We start from the raw sequence: 23,570 nt of genomic DNA on the forward strand, positions 1-23,570 counted from the left end.
GTCAGGTCCGGTCGCGGGTCTCGTCGACCACCGGGAGGGCGGCCGGCACGCGCCGCCGGCGCAGGACGCTCCCGTACACGCCGAGGCCGAGCAGACCGGCGCCCATCATGATCAGTCCGACCACGTCGAGGTTCACGCTCTCCATCTGCCAGTCGCTCGCGAAGGTGAGGACGGCCCCCACCACGATCAGGGCGATGCAGCCGCCTATGCCGGCCATGTGCGTAGCCTCCTCGTCGGATCGCGTCGCGCGGGGCGGCCCCCCGCTCCGGCGCCCGGGCCCTTGCGCCCGGGCAGCCTGACTCGGCGCGTATGACCGGCGAGTCCGGTCCCAAACACCGCTCTTGCGGTCAGGCGAGGTGGGCGGTGAGGAGTTCCGCCCAGGAGCGGATGAACGACGGGTAGTCGCGGGCGAACTCCCCGAGCGCCTCGTCCGCCGCCTGCGTGAGGGGCGTCATGTCGTAGGTGACCGTCACCTCGCTGCCCGCTCCGGCCGCGGCCAGGGCGACGGTGACCGTCCCGGCGCGTACGCCCGGGGTGATCCGGGCGTAGGACACCGTGTGCGGGACGTCGCGGGCGACGACCACCCAGGTCGTCTCCTCTTCGTGCGAGGAGGTGAGCCAGACGGTTCCCGGGGCGGTGTCGTCCGGCGCCTCGACCGGGAAGACGGGTTCCCAGCCGGGCACCCAGTCCCGTTCGCCCCGCGCGGTGAAGAGCCGGAAGGCCGCCTCGGGCGGGAGCGGGACGTGCAGCACGGCGCTCAGGACACGGCGTTTCACTTCTCCTCCAGGGGGTGGGCGTCGGCGGCCGTCGGCTCCCGCCGGTGGGCGTCGGTGAGCCGAACGCACGGGCTCATGTGCGCAGGGTGCCGCCGCCGATGCCGGCCGCGCCGCCCAACTGGTGCCGCCACCACGCGGCCGTGTCCGCCGCGGTCAGGTCGGTCCAGGCGGGGGTGCGCTCCACCTGGGCGCGGCCGAGCCGGCGGGCCAGCGCGACCAGTTCGCGGCCGGCCGGGCCGCGGGCGGCGTCGTAGCGGGCCTGGAGCTCGGCCCAGGTGCCGGCCGCCCGCCAGGCCGCCTCGAAGGCGCCGGCGTCCTGGAGCGCCTTGGCGGCCCCGCTGGTGTTGTGCGGGCGCACCACGCTGGCCGCGTCGCCCGCCAGCAGCAGGCCGTCGCCTGCCACCCGGGCGGTCTCCAGGTCGTAGATCGGCTGGACGAGGGTGTCCCGCGCCGGGGTGAGCGAGAGGACCCGGGCCCAGTAGGGCGGGAAGCGGCGTTCCAGGAGGCCTGCCAGGGCGCCGGAGAGGGCCTCGGTGAGCCGGCCGGGCGGGAAGCTCGTCGGGTCGTCCAGCCGGAGCCCCGAACCGGGCGGGGGCACCGCGTACAGGACCCAGTTCACGCGGGGGCCGTCGGGGCCCGGGATGCGGTAGACCACGCAGCTGCCGCCGGGGAAGCAGACCGTCGCCACCGTGTCGGAGGGCCAGGGCCCCTCGCCTGGGCCGGCCAGCAGCCGCGCGTCGAAGTTGCCGCGCCAGCAGACGTAACCGGCGTAGTGGGGGCGGGAGTCCGGGCAGAGGGCGGCGCGGACGGTGGAGCGGTAGCCGTCGGCGCCGACGACCAGGTCGTACGCCGTGCCGGAGCCGCCGGCCTCGCGCACCTCGGGCCGGCCCTGCCCGCCGGCCGGCGGGAGCGTCAGCGCGGTGACCGCGGCGCCCTGCCGGAAGTCCACCGTGTCCGGCACCGCCTCCCGCAGGCCCCGCCACAGCAGGCCCCAGTGGTACGAGTGGAAGGGGAAGGGCTGTTCCCAGAAGACCCGCCCCGACGGCGTCCCGTCCGCGGCCACCCAGGAGCGGCGGGCCAGCGGGTGGGCGGCGATGCCGGGCGGCAGGACCCCCGCGGCCCTGAGCTCCGCGGCGCGGTCGTCGTGGACGCAGAGGCCCACGCCGCGGTCCGCGAGCCGTCCGCGGGTGCGTTCCAGCACCACCACCCCGTCGGCGCCGCCGCGGGCCGCCGCCGAAGCGAAGGCGCAGCCCGCGATGCTGCCCCCGACCACCGCCACCAGTCCGCCGCGCACCACCGCTCCCTCCGTCCCGTGCCCCGGGTCGTGTCCGTCGGACCGGGTCTGTCCGGGCGGCCGTACGCCGACCCCCCGGCGGCCGAGTCTGGCGCACGGGACGGGCGTGTCGGGCCGGAAACCACCCGTTCGGCGGCGCAACGGGGCGCGGGAAGGCCCTGTCGGGTGGGTGGCGGAGGGTCGCCCCGGGTGGCGGGTCCCCTCCGCAGGCAGCCGGAGGGGAGTCACTCCGGGGTGTCGGGGCGGACCGCGATGTGGTCGGGTTCGAGTTCGAGGAGGACGCGGTCCGCCATGCCGAGGGCCGCCGTGTACTCGCCCGGCAGCTGGAGGCGGCCCGCCCGGTCGAGGGTGGCGTACTCGCGCGAGACCAGGGACTCGCGGCCCTGGGCGTCCACCTCCGTGCGGCGCAGCACCTCGGAGGCGGTCCGCCCGTCCCGGATGGCGACGGTGCGGCGGACCTCCGAGGCCACGGCCTGGTCGTGGGTGACGATCACGATGGTGGTGCCCAGCTCGTCGTTCGCCCGCCGGAAGGCGGCGAAGACCTGCTCGGCGGTGGCGGAGTCCAGCTCGCCGGTCGGCTCGTCGGCCAGCAGCACCGACGGGGAGTTGGCCAGCGCCACGGCGATGGCGACGCGCTGCTGCTGGCCGCCGGAGAGCTGCCGGGGGCGGTGGTCGGCGTACTCGGCCACGCCCAGCATCGACAGCAGGTCCCGGGCCCGGGCCGCCTGCTCGCGGCGGCGGCCGCGGCCACCGCCGCGGCCGCGCAACCGCATGGGCAGCGCCACGTTCTGAGCGGCCGTCAGGTACGGGAGCAGGTTGCGGGAGGTCTGCTGCCAGACGAAGCCGACCACGTTCCTGCGGTAGTCGAGCCGGCCCGCGGCGTCCAGGGCGAGCAGGTCCCGGCCGGCCACCCGGGCGGCGCCCGCGGTGGGCACGTCCAGACCGGCGAGGATGTTCATCAGGGTGGACTTGCCGCTGCCCGAGGCGCCGACCAGCGCCATCAGCTCCCCCTCGCGGACCAGCAGGTCGAGCCCTTGGAGGGCCTGGACCTCGACCCCGTCCGTCGTGAAGACGCGGACCAGCCGGTCGCAGGCGATCAGGGCGTCGTGGCCGTACGAGGGGCGGTCCCGGTGTGCGGCCGCGCGGCGCTCCAGGTCCGCCAGGGTGGGCCGGGCGTCCGCCGGGCCGGGCCCGGTCTTCGTGTCCGTCATCGCGTGTCTCCCGGTCCGTGCGTCGTCGAAGGGGTGCGTCGGAGGCCCGGCCGCCAGGACTGGGCCGCGGCCACCAGCGCCGCCAGCACCACCACTCCGGCCGCGGGCAGGCCCAGCGCCCAGGCGTCGGCACGCAGCGGGAGGGCCGGGGGCGGGGTGAGGGCGGGTGCGGCGGCGAGGGCCAGCCGGGTCAGGTCGATGCCGGGGGCGACCAGCCGTACCGTCGCCCAGGCGGTGAGTACGCCGCCGCCCGCGGCCAGCAGCGTCTGCGGCAGGGCCTCCAGCAGCACCAGGGCCCGGCCCTGGCGGGCGCCGAGGCCCAGGGTGCGCAGCCGCAGCAGCAGCGCGGTCCGGTCGGGCGCGGACCGCAGCAGCGAGAGCAGCAGGGCGACGGCGGCGTACCCGGCGCCGGCCGCGACGGCGGCGGCGTAGACGCCTTCGGCGCCGCGCTGGAGCGGGGTGTCGGTGAGCGCGGCGCGTTCGGCGGCGCGCAGCCGTACGGGCAGGCCGCCGGCGGCGGCGCGCAGCGCGTCCGGGTCGGGGTCGCCGGTGGCGAGCAGGGCCGTGACGCCGGTGCCGGGCAGGCCGGCGGCGTCCACGAGGAGGAACTCGCCGCGCGGGGCGGCCGGGGTGACGGGGCGTACGGCGACCACGCGTACGGTCACGTCGCCGCCCGCGGTGGCGACGCGGCGGGGCCCGCCGCCGAGGCGGGCGGCGAGGCCCGGGGAGGCGACGGCGTCGAGCACGCCGGCGGAGCGGCCGAGGGCCGTGGCGGGGAAGGCGCCCAGTCCGGTGCGGCGGGCGAGGCGGGCGTAGGCGGCGGGTTCGACGCCGACGAGGGTGAGGGCGCGGGGGCCGTCGCCGCTCGGGCCGGCAGTCTGCTGGTCCGTGGTGTGCCGGCCGGTGGTCGTCCGGTCCGCGGTCTGCCGGCCGGTGGTCTTCTGGTCCGCGGTCGCGGTGGCCGTGCGGTCGATCCGTACGCCGGTCACCTCGCGCACCCCGGGCACGCGCCCGACGGCGGTCGCCGTGCCGGCGGGCAGCGGGCGGGACTCGCCGGGCGTCGACACGCGTACGTCGGCACCGGTGGCCAGCAGCGCGGCGCGGTCCCGGGCGTCGGTCACCCCGGCCAGCACGGATCCGCCGAGCGCGGCGGTGGTCAGGGCCACCAGCAGGGCGAGCAGCGGCAGCACCCCGGCGGCGGGGGCGCGGCCGGCCCGGGCGAGCGCGAGGAAACCGACCGCGCCGCGCAGCCGGCGGGCGGGACGGGCGGCCCAGCGCAGGGGCACGGGGTAGAGGCGGACCAGGACGAGCGCCGCGGTGAGGGCGACCAGGACCGGCGCGGCCGCGGCCAGCGGGCCGCCCGCCTCCGCGGGGTCGCGGCCGCGCAGGGCCTGGAGCGAGGCGGCGGCCAGCACCAGCAGGGTCAGCTCCGCAACGGTGCGGGCGCGGCCGGGCCGGGCGGTGAGGAGGTCGTCGCGCTCGCCGTGGGCGCGGGGCCGGCGGTGCCTGAACACCGCGGGCAGCGGCAGGGCGGCGCAGGCCAGCAGGGCCACCGCGGCAGCGGCGAAGGTGGCGGGCAGCCACCCGGTGCCGTCGGTGAGCAGCAACGCGGCGAACAGTCCGGCGGCGGCGGCCGGTACGGCGACGACCGCCGCCTCCCCCGCCAGCCGGGTCCCGATGCCGGTGAGGGACGCGCCGCGGGCCCGCAGCAGGGCCAGTTCGTCGCGGCGGCGGGCCGCGGTCAGGCTGCCGGCCATGGCCAGCACCACCGCCGCGACGGCCGCGGTGCCGACCGCCGCCGGGGCCACGATGCCGGAGACGGCCTCACGGGCGGTGAGGTGGCCGGCGAGCACGGTCTCCAGGCCGGTGCTGAGCGTCGCCGTGTTCCCGGCGACGGCACGCAGCCGGAGCAGGTCCGGCCCGCCTTCGAGCGAGGCGATGCGGCGCAGGGCCGCCGGGGTGTCGCGGGTGGTCAGGCCGTCCGTGGCCGGCGCGAACTGCCAGTACCGCTCGGGCTTGGCCTGGGTGCCGAGGAGGGCGGGTGCGGCGTCCGGGTGCAGGAGCAGGGCGGCCTCCCAGTGGTACGCGGGGGTGCCGCCCTTCTTCTCCGCGGCGAGGCCGGCGGTGCGCAGGAGCGGGGTGGCGGACCAGTAGGAGCCCTCGGGGGTGCGCGGCTCGACGGTGCCGGTGACGGTGACCGTGAGCACGTCGTCGCCGGACGCACCGGTCACGAGGTGCACGACGGAGCCGGTGCGCAGGCGCAGGGCCGCGGCGGTCCCGGTGGTGACCGCCGCCTCGAGCCGGCGGGTGCCGGAGGTCACCGGCGCGGTGGTGGCCGGCAGGCGGCCGGTGCGCACGGTGGCGTGTGCGGCGAGGCCGGACGGCGCGGCCAGCGTGAAGCGGGGCGGGACGGCGTCGGGGCGCGGCAGCCACGGGTCGGTGGCGGCCAGCGGATCCGTGGTGCGGACGCCGTACGCGGACTGCCCGGGTTCCGCCCGCAGCGGGGCGGGCAGCGCGGCCGCGGCACGGGCGTGGACGGCGGCGAGCGGCGCCGCGCGCAGCGCCTGCTCCCGGGCGGCCTCGGGCAGCCCGAGGCCGGGCTGGGGCGCGGTGAGTTCGAGCACGGTGCCGGCGGCGGGTGCGTGCCGCACGGCGTACCGCAGGGCCCCGGTCTCATACGCGTCCACGGCACGCGGAAGCGCGGCGGCGAGGAACGCGGTGACGAACACGAGCACCCCGAGCGCCAGCGCGGCCCCCGGAGCAGTACCCACCCGCGTCCGCACCCAGGGCGCCGGGACCCGGGCCCCCCGGGGGCCGGGGGCGGTCTCCGTGCCGGGGGCCGGCTCCGGGCCGGGTCCGTCGACGGCGGGAGCGTACGCACCCGAGCGGGCGCCTCCCGCCCCGTCGCCGCCCCCGCCCTCCACGGCCGCGCCGTCGGCCGCGGGGCCGTCCCCCGCCGCACCCCTCGCGGTGGGACCGGCGGAGGCCCGGCGGTCGGCCGGGACACCTGCCATGGCTCCGGTGTCGGCGGGAGCGCCGCCGGCAGCCGCACCGCTCGCTACGGGACCCGTGGGAGGCGTCGCCGTGCTCTTGGCGGTGGCGCGCCCCTTCGCGGGCACGCCGCCGGCGGCAGGACCGGTGGAAGCCGGGCCGTCGGCCCCGGCAGCGCCCGCCGTCGCAGGGGAAGCGGCCGGGCCGGCGGCGGGGGCGCCGTCCGTGGCGGGGTCGCCGGACGCCGCGCCGTTCACGGCCGGGCCGGGGGCGGCCGGCTCGCTTGCGGGCTCAGGGTTGGCCGTGGCCCCGGCGGCCGGATCGGTCGCGGCCGGGCCGTGCGCGGCCGGGGCTGCGGCCGCGGGGGTGTCGGCGTCCGGGCCGTTCGCCGGGGGGCCGGCGGGGGACGGGGCGTCGGGGGCGGGGTCGTGGGTGGGGTGGGTCATGTCAGCTGTCCCCCTGGTCGCGCAGCGAGGGCGCGGGGCCGGCGTGGCGGAGTGCGAGGGCGGCCGCGGTGAGCAGCGGTACGGCGGCGACCCCGGCGAGCAGCAGGCCCAGGTGGGCCCAGGGCAGTTCGACGAGGACCGGCGGCAGGGGCCGTTCGGCACGAGCGGTCAGTACGAGGAGCGGTACGGCGGCCCGGGTGAGCAGGACGCCGATGCCGAGCCCGGCCAGTACGCCCACCAGGACGAGCAGGCCGTGTTCGGCGGCGGACAGGGCGGCGAGCCTGCGCCGGGAGGCCCCCAGGGCGCGCAGCACGGCCAGCTCGGCGGCCTGCTCCCGCAGGGAACCGGCGGCACTGACCGCGAAGCCCACGGCAGCCAGGGCGGCGGCCGCGACGGTGACCGCGAGCAGGGCGGCACGGGGGCCCCGGCCGAGCGGGTCGTCGAGGAGGGCGGCGGCGCGTTCGTCGCGCACCAGCACCTCGTCTGCCGCCCCGGCGTCGGGGCGGGCGCGAAGGGCGGCGGCCACGCCGGCCGCCTCGCCGGGGCGGGTGCTCAGCCACCATTCGGTGGGGGCGAGGATCCCGCTCCCCCGTTCCGTCAGCGCCCGGTTGGCGGTGCGGAGGTCCAGCAGGAGGGCACCGCCGGTGGGGGCGGCCGAGGTGCCGGTGTCCCCGGCCGGGCCACCGGTGGTGGGGAGCTGACGTACCGCCCGGACGAGCCGTACGGTGAGCCGCTCGCCGGCCAGCGTGACGTCGACGCGGTCCCCGGGGCGCGCGGCCGCGGCGGCGAGGAAGGCGTCGGTGGCGATGCCGGGGACGGGGCCGGAGGAGGCGGAGCCCGGGGTGGACGGGCCCGGCGCGGCAGGACCGGGCGCGGACGGGCCCGGGGTGGACGGGCCCGGCGCGGCAGGACCGGGCGCGGACGGATCGGGGGTGGTGGAGCCGGGGGTGGTGGAGCCGGGGGTGGACGGGCCCGGCGGGGTCGGGTGGGTCGGGCGGTAGCGGACGGAGTACGCGTCGTCGGGGTCGGCTGCCGTGCCGGTGGCGTAGGACAGGACGAGCGGCAGGCCGGTGGTGGTCGCGAGGCGCTGTGCCGGGCGCTGTTCGCCGTCCCGGGTGCCGGTCATCACGCCCTGCCAGCGCACGGCGGCGGGCGGGGTGAGCCCGCGGAGGGTGCCGTCCGGGGCACGCGTGTGCAGGCCGGTGATCTCCAGGCGGTGGGCCTCGGAGGTGGTGGCCGGCGGGGTGCCGCGCAGGTGGAGGCCGGTCAGGCGGAGGGGGCCGGCCGGGGCGTGGTGGGCCCCGGAGGCGGTGCGGTCCAGGTCGACGGTGAGCCGGCGGGGGCGGCCGTCGGCCGGTACCGGGCCGGCGGTCAGCTCGTACGGCAGGCCGAAGCGATCCTCGGCCAGGACGGTGAGGACCGGTGGCGGGACCTGCGCTTCGGGCGCGGCCGGGAGGTCCGTGCGGGGCGTGCCCCGGCCGCCGGTGGGGGTGGCGGTCAGGCGCAGGTCGAGGGTGAGGGCCCGGGCCTCGCCGGGAAGGTGGATGCCGGGTCCGGGGCCGGACCCCGACCCGGTCCCGGATCGGCTGCCGGCCGCACCCGGCTCGGTGTCGGCCGGCCGGTCCGGGGAGAGGGCGCGCAGCAGCGCGGTGGCCGGCTCGTCGGCGAGGTCGCGGCGGAGCAGCAGCCGTTCCGCGGCGTGGTCCGTGCCGAGGGCGAGGACGGTGGCAGTGCGGCCCCCCGAGAGGTCCACGGTGGTGCGGTGGGCGGGCGCGGCCTGCCGTACGCCCGGCCACTGCGCGTAGAGGCCGGCCTGGCCGGGGCCGCCGGGGCGGGCGTCGAGGACGCGTACGGAGGCACCGGTGGCGTAGTCGGCCTGGTCGCGCTGCGACCGGTCCCAGGAGGCGCCCTGGCCGACGGCGAGGGTGCCCATGGCGGTCGCGAGGACCAGCAGCAGCACCGGCCCGGCCCCGCGCAGCGGCCGGCGGGACAGGTGCCAGCCGGCCAGCGCGGGCCCGAGGCCGCGGGACCTGGCGGCCCGGCGCTCGGCCAGCCGGGCCAGGGGCGGGAGGAGACGGAGGGTCAGGACGGTGCCGGCGAGCAGCGCGAGCGCGGGGGCGGCGACGAGCAGCGGGTCGACCCCGAGGCCGGAGTCCGCGGCGGCGGACGGTCCCGCGGCGCCGGTACGGCGGTCGAGCTGCCAGTACGCCACGCCCGCGACCAGCACGAGCCCCAGGTCGGCACCCGCCCGCACGGGCGCGGGCAGCGCGCCCTCCCGGCCGCGGCGCAGGCGTACGGTGCCGTCCGCGGCGGCGGTGAGGGCGGGCGAGACGACGGCCGCCGCGCAGCACAGTGCGACCGCCGCGGCCACCGCCCACACCCCGGCGGGCGGCACGGTCCGGAACCCGGTGCCGTCGCCGGTGCCCGCGTACCCGCTGATCAGGTGGGTGAGCGGGCCGGCCAGCAGCGGGGCCAGCAGGGCGGCGGGCGCGGCGAGGAGCAGGGCCTCGGCGGTGGCGAGGGCGGCGACGCGGGCCCGGGACGCGCCCCGGGCCCGCAGCAGGCCGGTCTCGCCGGAGCGCTGGTCGGCGAGCAGCCGGGCCACGAGCAGCAGGGCGTACCCGGCGAGCAGGACGAGCTGGAGGGCGACGATCAGCAGCGTGGAGCGGGCGACGACCAGGGCCCGTGAGGTCTGCGCCAGGACCGCGGGCAGGGCGGTGCGGACGGTGGCGCCGGCCGTGAACCCGGGCTCCGCGCGCAGCGCTTCGGGTCCGCCGGTCGCCGCGGCGCGGAGGGCGTCGATGCGGCCGGTGGTGAGGGCCGCGGGGTCCGCGGTGGCGAGCCAGCCGGAGGTTCCGGTGGAGGTGCGGCCGGAGGCGAGGAGCGCGGGGTCGGCGAGCAGGGGGCCGTACGTGGTGAACACGCCGGTGCGGACGGCGCGTCCGGCGAGGGGGTCGAGCTGCCAGTACGGGTCCCCGGTGTCGCGGGCCTGGTAGGTGCCGGTGATCCGGACGGTGAGCGGGGTGCCGGTCAGCCGGTCGGTGAGGCGCAGCCGGGCGCCCGGCGCTATGCCGAGGCGCCGCGCGGCGGCCTGCGGCAGGGCGGCGGGGACCTCGACACCGGCGGTGGGGGCGGCCGCGGGACCGGCGGCGCCGGCCGCGGGAGTGGCGGCGTCGGCCGTGGGAGCGGCGGAGCCGGCCGCGGGAGTGGCGGAGCCGGCCGCGGGAGTGGCGGGCGTGCCGGAAGCGGCCCCGGGCGTGGCCGGAGCCACCGCAGCCGCGCCGGAAGCGGCTGCGGGCCTGGCCGGGGCGGCCCGGGACTGGCTCGGGAGCGTGCCGGAGGTGAGGCGGATCCGGGTCGGGTCGAGGGCCGCGAAGTGGGTGAGGTCCGGGTTGCCAAAGCGGGCGGCGGCCGGCTGGAGGGTGCGCGGGAGCTCGTACGGACCGGAGGCGGTCAGCCTGCGTACCGTCACCGGCAGCCCGTCGAAGGTGCGGTGGGCCGCGCGCAGCACGGCGGCGTCGGCGGCGGCGCGGCCTTCCGGTGGTACGTCCGCGGTCACCACGAGCGCGGCGGAGGACGCGGCCGGCCCCCGCAGCGTCGCCCGGAGGGCGGCGTCCCCGACGGAGGCCGAGAAGGCGGCGAGCGCGGCGAGCACCGCCGTGGTGAGGAGCACGGCGAGCAGGGCGCAGGCCAGCAGCAGCCGGTGCGCGCGTGCGCGCAGCAAGATGAACGCCGTCACTGAACACCCGCCCCCCGGCCGACGGTCCTGGGTGCCGGCTCGTTCGGTTTTCTATCAAGAAATGATGTTGAAGCAAATGGGAATCGTCCGGGAATGGCCCAGGAAGGGGCGCCGATCGCTCCCGCTTCGACAGGAGTTGCGTCCCGCTCCGTCATTGCCCGGACAAGTTCCGCCTGCCCATACTGGCCCGGAACGATCACGTACGGGGATGCACGGGGGCGGACCGATGGCGGAGCGGAGCGGCGTTGCACAGGTGGCCGTGGACGGGGCGGGCACGGACGGCGAGGACGCCGGCTCCGGCCGCCCCATGGTGGCGGTGACGGACCTGCACCGCTCGTACGGCAGCGGCCCGTCCGCCGTACACGCCCTGGCCGGCGCGACGTTCGAGGTCCGGCGCGGCGAACTGGTGGCCCTCAAGGGCCGCTCCGGAGCCGGCAAGACCACGCTGCTCAATCTGGTGGGCGGGCTGGACGGCCCGGACCGCGGGCGGGTCGTCATCGACGGGACCGCGCTGGACGGGCTGGGCGCGGAGGAGCTGCTGGAGCTGCGGCGCGACCGCATCGGCTTCGTCTTCCAGAACTTCGGGCTGATCCCGATCCTGACGGCGGCGGAGAACGTCGGGGTGCCGCTGCGGCTCCGCCGTACGGACCCGCGCGAGCGGGACGAGCGGGTGGCGCTGCTGCTGGCCCTGGTGGGCCTGGCCGACCACGCCGACCAGCGGCCCACCGAACTCTCCGGCGGCCAGCAGCAGCGGGTCGCGATCGCCCGCGCCCTCGCGAACCGGCCCTCCCTGCTCATCGCCGACGAGCCCACGGGCCAACTGGACGCGGCCACCGGGCTGACGATCATGGAACTGCTGCGCTCGGTGGTCCGCAGCGAGGGCGTGACGGCCCTGGTGGCCACCCACGACCCCCAGCTCCTCGACCTGGCGGACCGCGTCCTGGAACTCCGCGACGGCCGCATCGCGGGTCGGTAGCGGCGCGCCCGGCCGAGGCCCGCCCGCGGCCCCCGAGGCCTCCGCCCACCGGGCGGACGCGCGTGTGCCGGATCACGCCGCGTTCCGTCAACTCCCGCCAGGGGGGCGCGCATTGGCGTCCCGACACGCGAGATGCGCCCTTGCCCGAAAGGGGCTGACGAGACAGTCTTGCGGGACGGGACCGGCAGGGGGTCCCAGGGGGGAGTGAATCATGCATGCCAGAAATCAGACACGCCGTCGTCGGCTGACCGTACTGGCGGTCGCCGCCGCCACGCTGCTCGGAGGTGTCAGCGCCGCGACCGCGCAGGCCGCGCCGCCGCCCGAGGGCACGGTGGCCAACGCCGGAGCGCCGGGCACCATCCCGGGCAAGTACATCGTGATCCTGAACCAGGCGAAGGCGAAGTCGCAGTCGCCCGCCGGGCGTTCGGTGGTCGAGCGGTACTCCGGCAAGATCAGCCGCACGTACGACGCGGCGCTCAACGGCTACGCCGCGGAGATGACCGAGCAGCAGGCCAGGCGGCTGGCCGCCGATCCGGCCGTGGCCGAGGTCGTCCAGGACGCCGCGGTGAAGGCCGACACGACCCAGCCGACGCCGCCCTCGTGGGGGCTCGACCGGATCGACCGCCGCCGCAAGCCGGGCCAGAACGAGAAGTACACGTACCCGACCAGCGCGGGTACGGGTGTGACGGTGTACGTCATCGACACCGGCGTCAACTTCGCCCACCAGGACTTCGGCGGACGTGCCAGGTCCGGGTACGACGCCATCGAGCCCGGCACGCCGGCCGACGACGAGCAGGGCCACGGCACGCACGTGGCGGGCACCGTCGCCGGCACCACCTTCGGCGTCGCCAAGAAGGCCAAGATCGTCTCGGTCCGGGTGCTCGACGCCAACGGACGCGGCACCGTCTCGCAGGTGGTCGCGGGCATCGACTGGGTGACGCGGAAGGCCGTCAAGCCGGCCGTGGCGAACATGAGCCTGGGCGGCAGCCCGAACTCCGCGCTGGACACGGCCGTACGCAACTCGATCAACAAGGGCATCACGTACGCCGTCGCGGCGGGCAACGACAACGAGGACGCCTCGCAGCACTCGCCGGCCCGCGTGGGCACCGCGATCACCGTGGGCTCCACGCAGAGCGACGACCGGCGGTCGGACTTCTCCAACTACGGTCCGCTGGTGGACCTGTTCGCGCCGGGTTCGGACATCACCTCGGCCGTCTGGTGGGACAACAGCTCCTCGACGACCCTCTCGGGCACCTCGATGGCCACCCCGCACGTCGCGGGCGCCGCGGCGCTGTACCTCTCGGCCCACCGCACCGCCAGTCCGGCCACCGTCTCGAAGGCCCTCAAGGACAACTCCACGACCGGGCAGCTCTGGGACCGCGGCACCGGCTCGTACAACCGCCTGCTGTACGTGGGCTCGACCCCGCTGAAGCCGGCGGGGCCGCGGTTCACCAACAGCAGCAACCACGCGATCACCGGCAACCAGCCCGCGACCAGCTCCGTCACCGTCACCGGGGTCCCGGGCAACGCGCCGGGCAACCTGGAGGTCGCGGTCTCCGTCAAGTTCCCGGCTTACGGGTTCCTGGCGCTCGACCTGATCGCCCCCGACGGGACGGTCTACCCGATCAGTCTCAAGGACACGTCGTGGGACATGCCCGACGTGGGCGGCATCTGGACGGTCAACGGCTCGGCCGAGGTGGCCAACGGCAAGTGGAAGCTGCGGGCCCACGACCCGTGGTCGAGCAACTCGGGCTACATCGACAGCTGGACCCTCCGCTTCTGACGGAAGTCCGAGGCCGCAGTCCGGCCCGACAGCACGATCCGGTGCCCCGGCCCCGCGTTCCCGCGGAGCCGGGGCACCGGCACGTCCGCCGTCAGCCGTGCCCGGCCGCCGGCCCGCCCCCGGCGGGCGCCGCCGTACGGTCCACAGCGCGCGCTCAGAACCACCACGAGGCCTGCTGCAGGGCGACGTAGAGGTACACCAGGGCGGCGGTCCAGAGGAGGAGCGCGCCGGTCAGCGTGCCGGCGGCCGTCGCGAAGGGGCGGTCCCCCCGCAGGCGGCCGGCGATGGCCCAGCCGGTCGCGGCGCCGCCCGCCGGCAGCCCGAGTGACACCAGTATCGCGATCACGAGCGACCACTCGGCCCCGGGGTCGGAAGTCCCCGCCGGCGAACCCGGGTCGGTGAGGGCGCCGAACACGACGTAGAACAGCAGCAGCCCCCACGGCGGCGTCAGCAGCAGCACCGTCAGGACGACGAGGGCGGTGTGCCCGCGCCGTCGTCGGCGGGGCCCTGCCCCCGCGTGTGAATCCGTCATGGTCGCATCGTGGCGGCCCCTGCCGCGTACGGCCAGCCGTTCCCGTACTCCGACCTCGGCCGGCCGCGCGGTGCCGTGGCGGCGCCTCCGCACGACGTTCGCCGCCACCGGCCGGCGGGGTTCGCCCGGGTCAGGGCGTACGAGGGGAAAAAGGCGTTGCCGCTCCCCCCGTCGCCCTGCCACCCTCCTCGGGCACCACACCCACGAACGAGGAGCACTGCGATGCGCGGAACGTCCATGTCCCCCACGGAAGGAACGGTCATCAACCCGAAGGACATGACGCCCGGTGCAGTCACCACACTCGACCCATTCCACGCAACGCACGCTCAACCTGGGGATCCTGGCGCACGTCGACGCCGGTAAGACGAGCCTGACCGAACGGCTGCTGTACGCCGCCGGGGTCATCGACGAGATCGGCAGCGTCGACGCGGGCAGCACCCGGACGGACAGTCTGGAACTCGAACGCCGCCGCGGCATCACCATCCGGTCGGCGGTCGAGAACTTCCGGCTCGGCTCCGGCACCCGCGCGGTCTCCGTCAACCTCGTCGACACGCCCGGACACCCCGACTTCATCGCCGAGGTCGAGCGGGTGCTCGGCGTGCTGGACGGCGCCGTCCTCGTGGTCTCCGCGGTGGAGGGCGTCCAGCCGCAGACGCGTGTCCTTATGCGGACCCTCAAGCGCCTGGCCCTTCCCACCCTCGTCTTCGTCAACAAGGCGGACCGGCGCGGCGCGGACGACGTCCGCGTGGTGGGCGAGATCGGGCGCCGGCTCGGCGTGCCCGTCGTCGGCATGAGCCGCGTCGTGGACGGCCTCGGCACGAAGGACGTGCGGACCGCCCCCTTCACCGCGGCGGACCCGCACGTCGCGCGGCGGCTGCTCGACGTGCTCGCCGCGCACGACGACGCCCTCCTCGCGTCCTACCTGGCCGACGAGCGCTCCGTGACGCCCGGCAGGCTGCGCCGCGCCCTGTCCGCCGCGACCCGGGCCGGCCGGGTCCATCCGGTGTACGTCGGCTCGGCGGTGACCGGCGCGGGCGTGCCCGACCTGGTCGACGCGGTGCGCGAACTGCTGCCCGCCGTACGCCCCGACGCCGACGGGCCGCTGTCCGGCCGGGTCTTCAAGGTGGAGCGGGGCGAGCACGGCGAGAAACTCGCGTACGCCCGGCTGTTCTCCGGCACGCTCGCCGTCCGCCGGCAGGTGCCCGCGGGAGACGGCGTGGGACGGGTTACCGGGCTGGCCGTCTTCGCCGGAGGCGCGCTCGAACGCCGGGCCGCGGCACGGGCCGGGGAGATCGCGGTGCTGCGCGGCCTCGCCGACGTCCGGATCGGCGACGCCGTCGGCCGGGAGCCGCGGGACCGCCCGTACGGGCGGGTCTTCGCGCCGCCCTCGCTGGAGACCGTGGTGGTGCCCGCCGGACCGGCCGGAGAGGGCGAGCTGCACCTGGCGCTCGGCCGGCTCGCCGAGCAGGACCCGCTGATCGGCCTGCGCCAGGACCCCGCGGGCGGCCGGCTCTCCGTGTCGCTCTACGGGGAGGTGCAGAAGGAGGTGCTCCAGACCACCCTCGCCGAGGAGTTCGGGCTGGCGGTGCGCTTCGAGGAGACCACCCCGATCTGCGTGGAGCGCGTGACCGGCACGGGCGCCGCCCACGAGGTGCTCGACGAGGACGGCAACCCGTTCCTGGCGACCGTCGGCCTGCGCGTCGAACCGGCGCCGCCGGGCGGCGGCGTGGTGTTCCGGCGCGAGGTCGAGCTCGGCTCGCTGCCGCTGTCCTTCATGCGGGCGGTCGAGGAGACGGTGCACGCCACCCTCGGCCAGGGCCTCTACGGCTGGCAGGTGCCGGACTGCACGGTCACCATGACGCACTCCGGCTTCTGCAGCATCCGCAGCACGGCGGGCGCGTTCCGTGCGCTGACCCCGCTGGTGCTGATGGCCGCCCTGGAGCGCGCCGGCACGGTGGTGCACGAGCCGGTGCACCGCTTCCGGCTGGAGTGCCCGGCGGCCGCCTACCCCGCGGTGGCCCTCGCCCTGGCGCGGGCCGGGGCCGTGCCGGGCACGCCGGCGGCGGAGGGCGACGCGTACGTGCTGGAGGGCCACGTACCGGCGGACCGGGTGCACGGCCTGGAACGGGAGCTGCCGGGGCTCACCGGCGGCGAGGGCGTCCTGGAGTCGGCCTTCGACCACCACGCCCCCGCCGCGGCCCCGCGCAGCCGCCCCCGCACGGACGGCAACCCGCTGCACCGCGAGGAGTACCTGCTGCACGCCCACCGGCGGATCTGACGGGCGGCGGTTCCGGCACGCGGCGGGGCGGGCCGACGGCACGGGAGCGGGGCACGGGCGGAGGCAGGGGCGGGGGCACGGGCGGAGGCAGGGGCAGGGGCGGAGGCACGGGCGGGGGCCACGCGGGTGGGCCCTCGTCGGCGGGAGCCGCGGCCGCCCGCCCTGTCAAGACACGAATGTCCGCGACGTGACGCGTCCCGCCCCGGCCCCGCCTACTGGGAGTCCCCCGCCCCACCCCGACGGTGCGGCGCCCAGGCCCAGGAGGCGACGAGAGATGACCATGGAGCTGCCCGCGTGCCGGGACGGATACCTGCTGGCCCGCCGGGTCACGGACGAGGTGCGCCGGACCGGGAAGCACTTCCTGCCCCTGCCCGTGCTCCGGAGGCTGGACGCCCTCCGGTCCGGCCACGCCACGGACCGGCTGCCGTACCTGCGCACCTTCCTGGACTGCGTCCTCGACAAGCACGACGGGCGCTACGCGAACCGGACCTACCTCGCGCTGCCCCTGCTCGACATGGTCCTGGACGACCCGGAGGGGCCGCTCGACCCGAACCACATGGCGACGCTGCTGATCGCCGACGTCGTCCGGTTCGAGTCCCGGGTACGGGAGCCCCGCGGCCCGGACACCGGCCCCGCCGGCGGCGGCGCGGACCCCGATCCGCCCGGCCCCGACACCACGCGCAAGCGGCTGCGCCACGCCCTGCGGTTCGTCTCGGACGACCTCGGCGGCCTGGACGCGGGCGACGTCGCCGACCTGCTCCCCCGGCCCCCGGCCACCGCGGCCGGCCGCTGGTTCGACCTCACCGTCCAGCCGGTGTACGTGCTGCACGACGAGTTCTTCTTCATCCGCGCCCTCCAGGCCCACGAGATGCTCTTCACCGCGGTCGTGGCGGAGGTCCGGGCGGCGATCACGGCCCTCCGCGACGGCCGGCCCGGGGCCGCGGCCCGGCACGTGGACCGCGCGGCCGCCTCGGTCGACCGGGCGGCGGCCCTGTTCCGGCTCGTGGCCACCATGCGGCCGGACCACTTCACCGGGTTCCGGCGGTACACCCAGGGCGCCAGCGCCATCCAGTCCGAGCAGTACAAGCGGTTCGAGGTGCTCTGCGGGCTGCCGTCCGGGGAGCGCCTGTGCTCGGCGGCGTTCGCGGGCGTCCCGGCCGTACGCGCCGAGGCCGAGGACGCGGCCCACGACACCGTGGCCCGCGCCTACCTGGACCTGCGCCGGCGGACCCCGGTCGGGCACGCGGAACGGGAGCTCCTGCACGCGGCCCTGGCCCGTCTGGAGGACCGGCACCAGCGCTGGAAGGCCACCCACCGGAGCCTCGCGGCGCGCATGCTCGGGGACGCGCCCGGCTCGGGCTACACCGACGGGGTCCCGTACCTCACCGCATGCCTGGGCAACCGGCTCTTCCGGCAGCTCGCCGAGCGGCCCGCGGCCCGGCGCGTGACCTGACGGGTCCGCGTCTTCCGGCCGGCCGTACATCAGACGGCGCGGGCGGGGAATGCGCGGACCTGAGCGGACCCGCCGGCGCGGCCACGGACGGCCACCGGCGGCCGCCGCGAGCAGGTGCCCGTACCCCCGCCGCACCGGGCGGCGGGACGGTCGGGCCCGGGAAGGGGCTCGGCCCATGTCCTCGTACGGCGAACCGGCGACCCGGCGCGACTCCGGCCGACCCGGGACCGAGGGACCCGGCCACCGCGGTCGCGCCAGACGCGAGACGCGCCGGGCGATCGTGGTGGCGGCGCGCACCGGACTGGCCACGCGCGGGGTGCTGTACGTGCTGGTCGGTCTGTTGGCCCTGCAGGTGGCCTTCGGGGACACCGGCGAGGAGGCGGACCGGTCGGGCGCCCTGGCCACGCTTGCGGACCGCTCCTACGGTTCCGTGCTGGTGTGGGCCGTCGGGATCGGTCTGGTCGCCATGGCCCTGTGGCGGCTGTCGGAGGCGGTGTTCGGTGCCACCGGTCCGGACGGGCGCAAGGCCACCAAGCGGGCCTCCTCCGCCGCCCGGGCGGTGTTCTACGGGGTGCTGGCCTATTCCGTGCTCGCCTTCGCGGCGGGCCGGAAGCAGAATCGTTCCGGCGACGAGCAGTCGCGGGACCTCACGGCGCGGGTGATGGACGCCCCCGCGGGGCCCTGGCTGGTCGGGGCGGTCGGCTGCGGCATAGCCATCGGCGGCATCGTGATCGCGGTGCAGGCCGCCAGGAGGACGTTCCGCGAGGACATGGACACGGCGGCCCTCCCCGAGTGGGCGCGGACCGCGGTGGACACGGTCGGGGTCGTGGGCGGCCTCGCCCGTGGTGCGGTCTTCACGGCCGCGGGCGGCTTCCTGGTGTACGCGGCGGCCGCGTACGACCCTGCGAAGGCCCGGGGCGTCGACGACACCCTGCGCGCCTTCGCGGAGACTCCGGCCGGGCCTTGGCTGCTGGTCGCGGTGGCCGCCGGACTGCTGCTGTTCGGGGTGTTCTCCTGGGCGATGGCCGTCTGGCGGCGGGTGTGAGGAGGCCGGGAACCGCACACCCGGGTACGGCTCCGGGGTGACGCGGGGCGCGACGCGCCGGCCGGAGTGCCGGCGTACCGCCGCCCCCGTCCCCTCCCCCGCCGCTCAGCCGGCGGACGGGGGCGGCGGGCTCATGGCCCAGCGGATGGTGGCGGTGACGGCCGCGCCGGCCGGCTGTACGCACCACCGCTCGGCCCGCGGCAGCAGGGGCAGGCCGAGGGGCGCCCGGGCCCAGGGCGGGAGCAGGGCCACGGCAGCCGCCGCGAGCATCCCGTACGGGAGGCGCACCGGCCACGGCAGCGGTGGCCTGAGCAGGATGAAGCGGGCCGCGGCACGTGCCTCGTCGGTGCCGCGGAGCTCCGGCCGGTAGGCGTCGAGGCGGCGGGCGAGCTCGGCCGTCGTACGGGGCGGGCGGACGACGCCCAGCGCCTCCCCGACCCGGCCGGCGGCCGCCACGTACGCGTCGCACTCGGCCGCGTCCAGGCGCCGGGCGCCGTACCGCTGGTGGGCCCGCAGGAAACTGTCCACCTCGGCGATGTGCACCCATTCCAGCAGGTGGGGGTCGCCGGCCCGGTACGGTTCGCCGTCCGGGGTGCGGCCGCGGACCCGCTCGTGGACCGCCCGTACGCCGTCCACCGCGCGCTGGGCGTCCTCTGCGGTCCCGTACGTGGTGTAGGCGAGGAAGGTGCTGGTGCGCTGGAGCCGGCCCCAGGGGTCGCCGCGGTAGCCGGAGTGGGCCGCCACCGCGGCCATCGCCAGCGGGTGCAGGGACTGCAGGAGCAGCGCGCTGAGCCCGCCCACGAACATGGAGGCGTCGCCGTGCACGCGGCGGATCGGCTCGTCGGGCCCGAACCAGCGGGGGCCCGGCGTGCCGTGGATGCGCCGCCGGTTCTCCGGACCCGAGGGGCCGGCGACACGCTGGAAGAGGGCGTCGCCCAGGCGGTCGCGGGCCCGCGGCGACGCCAGTCTGTGCAGTGCGGCCGACCGGTTCACGGTTCAAGTGTGGCGCGGGCGGCCGGTGCCGGAAAGCCCGTGCGCGGCTGCCGCTCCGGGGAAACGGCTGGAACCGGGGTCTCGGGCGGGGTGAGACTGGGCCGGTGACCCCATCGAATCCGGCGGCTCAGGACGCCAAGACCGACCTGCACTTCTACCTCCGGTCCGCCCGGGACGCCCTGGTGTGGAAGCTGGAGGGGCTGACCGAGTACGAGGTCCGGCGGCCGATGACGCCGACCGGGACCAACCTGCTGGGCCTGGTGAAGCACGCGGCGTGCGTGGAACTGGGCTATCTGGGCGACACGTTCGGGCGGCCCTCCGGCGAGTCGCTGCCGTGGACCGGGGAGGACGCGGAGACCAACGCGGACATGTGGGCGACGGCCGCGGAATCCCGGGAGGACGTCGTGGGCCTGTACCGGCGTGCGTGGGCGCACGCGGACGCGACGCTGGAGGCGCTGCCGCTCGACACGGTCGGCCGGGTGCCGTGGTGGCCGGAGGGGCGGGACGAGGTCACGCTCCACCACGCCGTGGTGCGGGTGATCGCCGACACCCAGCGGCACGCCGGTCACGCGGACGTCATCCGCGAGCTGACGGACGGCGCGGTCGGCATGAACGAGCGGAACACCAGCATCCCGTCGGAGGACCTGGCCTGGTGGAAGGAGTACCGGGCCCGTCTGGAGCGGGCCGCGCGGGAGGCCGACGGGCGCGCGTGACGCCGGTTCCCGGCGGGTGGCCGGCCGGGTGGTCGCGGCCGGGGCCGCATGGGCCGGGCCCGGCGGGGCAGCCGCACGGGGAACAGGGCGACCGAGCGCCCGGGAGCGAGCGATGAGCCGTGCGGCGCGCAGTACGACGACGGGACCACCCAGGACCCGGGGCCGACGACGGCCCCGCTCCCCCGGAGGCGGACGGTGAATGTCCCGGTCCCGCACCGGCCGGACGGGGACGGGCCGCCCCGCCCCGTCCCCGGCCCGGCCCCGCCCGGCGAGGATCCGCGCGGCCGAGCCCCGTCCGGCGAAGCTCAGGCCGACCAAGCCCCGCCCGGCCCGGCCCCGCCCGGCGAGGATCCGCCCGGTCGAGCGCCGTCCGGCGAAGCTCCGGCCGGCCAAGCCCCGCGCGGCGAGGATCCGCGCGGCCGAGCCCCGTCCGGCGAAGCTCCTGCCGCCCAAGCCCCGCCCGGGGAGCCCCCGCGCGAGGGGGTGGCGCCCGTCGGCGGCTCGGCCGAGGCGGCGCCAGCCGGCGGGCCGGACACGGCCGCGCCCGCCGGCGGCCCGTACGACCGGCCCCCACCGGGGACGGGCGGGCGGGCCACCGTGGACGGGGCGTTCGACGAGGTGCTGGCCGAGACCGTGTACCGGACCGGGGCCTCCGCGGGCGGCGTGTACCTGCTGGACGGGACGGGCCGGGAGCTGGGGCTCGCGGTGGTGTGCGGGGTGCCCTCCGAGGTGGCGTGGCCCTGGCGCCGGCTGCCGGTGGACGCCCCGGTCCCGGTGGCCGAGGCGGTGCGCGAGGACCGGCTGGTGTGGGTGGGTTCCCAGGACGACATGGCGCGCGCCTATCCGCGTGCCGCCGCCGGACTCCCGTACCGCTTCGCGCTCGCCGCAGCCCCGCTGCCCGGCCGGAACCGGAACTGGGGCGCGCTGCTCCTGCTGTGGCCGGCCAGCCATCCGGCCACCGCCAGCCGGCGCGAGCGGAGCCACATCACCCGGGCCGCGCGGCAGGTGGCCCAGGTCCTGGACGAGGCGGTGCCGCCACCGGCCGTACCGGAGACCCCCCGCCAGGTGCCCGCCGGTACGGCGCTCCGCCCGGCCGGCGGCCAGGCCGTTCAGGCCGCAGCCGACTACACCGAGCGCCTGCCCGAAGGGGCCCTGGGCCTGGACCTGGAGGGCCGGATCACCTTCCTGAGCGGGCAGGCGGAAGAACTGCTGGGCCGCGGTGCCGGACGGCTGCTCGGCACCCGGCCCTGGCACTCCCTGCCGTGGCTGGACGACACGGTCGTCGAGGACCACTACCGGACCGCGGTGATCAGCCGGGACCCGGTGGCCTTCAGCGCCCGCCGGCCGCCGGACACCTGGCTGCGCTTTCAGCTCTACCCGGACGCCAGCGGGATCAGCGTACGGATCACCCGCGGCCACGAACCGGGCCCGTCGCCGGGACCGGAGCCCGGGCCGGAGCCCAGGCCGGAGCCCGGACCCGAACCGGACGCACCCCCGCCCGCCGGCACACCGGCGACGGCGGCGGAGCCCGCGCCGCCGGTGCCCGGCGGCACCCAGGCGGGCCGGCTGTACCAACTGGTCCACCTGGCCTCGGCCCTGACCGAGGCGGTGGCCGTCCGGGACGTGGTGGACCTGGTCGCCGACCAGGTGCTGCCCGCGTTCGGCGCGGACGGCCTGGTCCTGTCGACCGCCGACGCCGGACGTCTGAAGATCACCGGCCACCACGGCTACGACCGCGAGACCCTCGACCGCCTCGACGGCCTGCCCCTGGACACGCACCTCACCCCCGCGGGACGCGTACTGGCCACGGGCGCCCCGTCGTTCTTCGCCGACGCGCGCGAGATGGCCCGCCGCTACCCGGGCGCCCCGCGGCTCAGCGGCAAACAGGCGTGGGCCTTCCTGCCGCTGGTCGTCTCGGGCCGGCCCATCGGCGCCTGCATCCTCTCGTACGAGCGGCCGCACTCCTTCAGCGCCGACGAACGCGCCGCCCTCACCTCGCTGGCCGGTCTGGTCGCCCAGGCCCTGGACCGGGCCCGGCTGTACGACGTCACGCACGACCTGGCCCGCGGGCTCCAGCAGGCGCTGCTGCCGCGCAGCATGCCCGCGCTCCCGGGCCTGACGGCCGCCGCGCGCTACCTGCCCGCCAGTCACGGCATGGACGTGGGCGGCGACTTCTACGACCTGATCCGGCTCGGCCCGGACACCGCGGCGGCGGTCATCGGCGACGTACAGGGGCACAACGTCGCCGCCGCCGCGCTGATGGGACAGCTGCGCACCGCGATCCACACCACGGCCGGCGACCCGCCGGACCAGGTGCTGGCCCGGGTCGACCGCGTGCTGGCCGACCTGGAGACCGACCTGCTGGCGTCCTGCCTGTACGGGCACATCGACCTGGCCCGTCACGAGGTGCGGCTGGCGAGTGCGGGGCATCCGCCGCCGCTGCTCGCCCGGCCGGGCCGGCCGGGGACGGTGGTGGAGCTCGATCCCGGCCCGCTGCTCGGGATCGCGCCGGGCTTCTCGTACCCGGTGAGGGTGCTGGACCTCACCCCGGGCACCACGCTCGCCTTCTACACGGACGGGCTGGTCGAGTCCCCCGGGACCGACCCGGAGCGGGTCGCCGCGGAGCTGGCCGGGATCCTCGCCGCGCACGACGGCGAGGACCTCGACGGGCTGCTCGACCGGCTCCTCGGGCACGCCCGCCCCGGCGGCCACCACACCGACGACATCGCGCTGTTGCTGATGCGGGCCGCGGACACGGGCCGGGAGTGACCGCCGGCCGGGCTCCGAACGGCCGGGTGCCGGGGGCCCGTCGGGGCCGACGGGCTCAGCGGACCTCCTGGATGCGGATGAGGTTGCCCGCGGGGTCGCGGAAGGCGCAGTCGCGGACGCCGTACGGCTGCTCGGTCGGCTCCTGGACGACCTCGGCATCGGCCTCCCTGACCTTCGCGAAGGTGGCGTCGAGGTCCCGGGTGGCGAGGAGGATCCAGCCGAAGGTGCCCTTGGCCATCATCTCCGCGATGGTGCGGCGCTCGGCCTCGGTGATCCCCGGGTCGGCGGCGGGCGGCGTCAGCAGGATGCTGACGCCGGGCTGGTCGGCGGGGCCGAGCGTGATCCAGCGCATCGTGCCCTGGCCGACGTCGCCCCGGACCTCGAAGCCGAGCACGTCGCGGTAGAAGACCAGAGAGGCGTCCGGGTCCAGGTGCGGGAGGGAGGTGGTGTGGATGCTGATGTCCATGCGGCTCAGGCTAGTAGTGCTTCGTTACGTCGGGTGATCTTGCCTGCTCGTGGGCAGCTTCTGCGCATGAGGCTGGGGGAGGTGGAACGGCTCCGTGATGAGTTG

General features: G+C 77.4%; 16 protein-coding genes. 7 read left to right on the top strand and 9 right to left on the bottom strand.

Annotation, left to right across the window (positions count from 1 at the left end; all coding sequences use genetic code 11):
- Position 1: 1 nt before the first annotated feature.
- From ACIQUR_RS30365 to ACIQUR_RS30390, 6 genes are all read right to left on the bottom strand, one after another.
- Positions 2-217 carry a hypothetical protein gene (locus tag ACIQUR_RS30365; RefSeq protein ID WP_399949510.1) on the bottom strand — a complete coding sequence of 72 codons (216 nt, stop codon included), beginning with the start codon at positions 215-217 and terminating at the stop codon, positions 2-4.
- Between the two features lie 130 nt (positions 218-347).
- Complete coding sequence (locus ACIQUR_RS30370; protein ID WP_403671092.1) at positions 348-776, bottom strand: SRPBCC family protein; 429 nt, start codon at positions 774-776, stop codon at positions 348-350.
- Between the two features lie 73 nt (positions 777-849).
- Positions 850-2,070, bottom strand: a complete 1,221-nt coding sequence (locus tag ACIQUR_RS30375; protein WP_403671094.1) for a monooxygenase — start codon at positions 2,068-2,070, stop codon at positions 850-852.
- 224 nt (positions 2,071-2,294) lie between these two features.
- Complete coding sequence (locus ACIQUR_RS30380; protein ID WP_403671097.1) at positions 2,295-3,281, bottom strand: ABC transporter ATP-binding protein; 987 nt, start codon at positions 3,279-3,281, stop codon at positions 2,295-2,297.
- Positions 3,278-6,718 (bottom strand): ABC transporter permease, encoded by a 3,441-nt coding sequence (locus tag ACIQUR_RS30385; RefSeq protein WP_403671100.1) that lies wholly within the window; start codon positions 6,716-6,718, stop codon positions 3,278-3,280. The genes ACIQUR_RS30380 and ACIQUR_RS30385 overlap by 4 nt, the downstream gene beginning before the upstream one ends.
- 1 nt (position 6,719) lies before the next feature.
- A complete protein-coding gene (locus ACIQUR_RS30390; RefSeq protein WP_403671102.1) occupies positions 6,720-10,442 on the bottom strand; it encodes an FtsX-like permease family protein in 3,723 nt (1,240 codons plus the stop codon).
- A gap of 322 nt (positions 10,443-10,764) precedes the next feature.
- On the opposite strand from ACIQUR_RS30390, the gene ACIQUR_RS30395 reads away from it, so the two are divergent.
- Both ACIQUR_RS30395 and ACIQUR_RS30400 read left to right on the top strand, forming a co-directional pair.
- A complete protein-coding gene (locus tag ACIQUR_RS30395; protein WP_403671141.1) occupies positions 10,765-11,433 on the top strand; it encodes an ABC transporter ATP-binding protein in 669 nt (222 codons plus the stop codon).
- Positions 11,434-11,644: 211 nt separating this feature from the next.
- Positions 11,645-13,216, top strand: coding sequence for a S8 family peptidase (locus ACIQUR_RS30400; RefSeq protein WP_403671105.1), 1,572 nt, complete (start codon positions 11,645-11,647; stop codon positions 13,214-13,216).
- Positions 13,217-13,370: 154 nt separating this feature from the next.
- On the opposite strand, the gene ACIQUR_RS30405 is transcribed toward ACIQUR_RS30400, so the two are convergent.
- The gene (locus ACIQUR_RS30405) at positions 13,371-13,748 is read right to left on the bottom strand and encodes a hypothetical protein (protein ID WP_403671108.1); all 378 of its coding nucleotides are present in this window, start codon (positions 13,746-13,748) and stop codon (positions 13,371-13,373) included.
- A gap of 286 nt (positions 13,749-14,034) precedes the next feature.
- Here ACIQUR_RS30405 and ACIQUR_RS30410 point away from each other — a divergent pair, with 286 nt between their 5' ends.
- The 3 genes from ACIQUR_RS30410 to ACIQUR_RS30420 all read left to right on the top strand — a co-directional run bounded on the left by ACIQUR_RS30410 (position 14,035) and on the right by ACIQUR_RS30420 (position 18,524).
- Entirely contained in the window at positions 14,035-16,026 is a 1,992-nt protein-coding gene (locus tag ACIQUR_RS30410) for a GTP-binding protein (protein ID WP_403671110.1), read from the top strand.
- A 274-nt stretch (positions 16,027-16,300) separates the two neighbouring features.
- On the top strand, positions 16,301-17,479 hold the full coding sequence (locus tag ACIQUR_RS30415) for a tryptophan 2,3-dioxygenase family protein (RefSeq protein WP_403671113.1): 1,179 nt from the start codon (positions 16,301-16,303) through the stop codon (positions 17,477-17,479).
- Positions 17,480-17,654: 175 nt separating this feature from the next.
- A complete protein-coding gene (locus ACIQUR_RS30420) occupies positions 17,655-18,524 on the top strand; it encodes a DUF1206 domain-containing protein (protein ID WP_403671116.1) in 870 nt (289 codons plus the stop codon).
- A gap of 105 nt (positions 18,525-18,629) precedes the next feature.
- Here ACIQUR_RS30420 and ACIQUR_RS30425 read toward each other — a convergent pair whose 3' ends face one another.
- Positions 18,630-19,517, bottom strand: coding sequence for an oxygenase MpaB family protein (locus ACIQUR_RS30425; RefSeq protein ID WP_403671119.1), 888 nt, complete (start codon positions 19,515-19,517; stop codon positions 18,630-18,632).
- A gap of 104 nt (positions 19,518-19,621) precedes the next feature.
- Between ACIQUR_RS30425 and ACIQUR_RS30430 the strand changes: the two genes are divergently transcribed.
- Positions 19,622-20,230: a DinB family protein gene (locus tag ACIQUR_RS30430; RefSeq protein ID WP_403671121.1), complete on the top strand. Its 609-nt coding sequence runs from the start codon at positions 19,622-19,624 to the stop codon at positions 20,228-20,230.
- A 597-nt stretch (positions 20,231-20,827) separates the two neighbouring features.
- Complete coding sequence (locus ACIQUR_RS30435; RefSeq protein ID WP_403671144.1) at positions 20,828-22,999, top strand: SpoIIE family protein phosphatase; 2,172 nt, start codon at positions 20,828-20,830, stop codon at positions 22,997-22,999.
- A 55-nt stretch (positions 23,000-23,054) separates the two neighbouring features.
- Here the strand turns inward: ACIQUR_RS30435 and ACIQUR_RS30440 are convergent, their stop codons facing one another.
- Positions 23,055-23,465 (bottom strand): VOC family protein, encoded by a 411-nt coding sequence (locus tag ACIQUR_RS30440; protein WP_403671124.1) that lies wholly within the window; start codon positions 23,463-23,465, stop codon positions 23,055-23,057.
- Positions 23,466-23,570: the final 105 nt, after the last annotated feature.

The organism is Streptomyces sp. NPDC101132 (genome assembly GCF_044759225.1).
GTDB lineage: Bacteria > Actinomycetota > Actinomycetes > Streptomycetales > Streptomycetaceae > Streptomyces.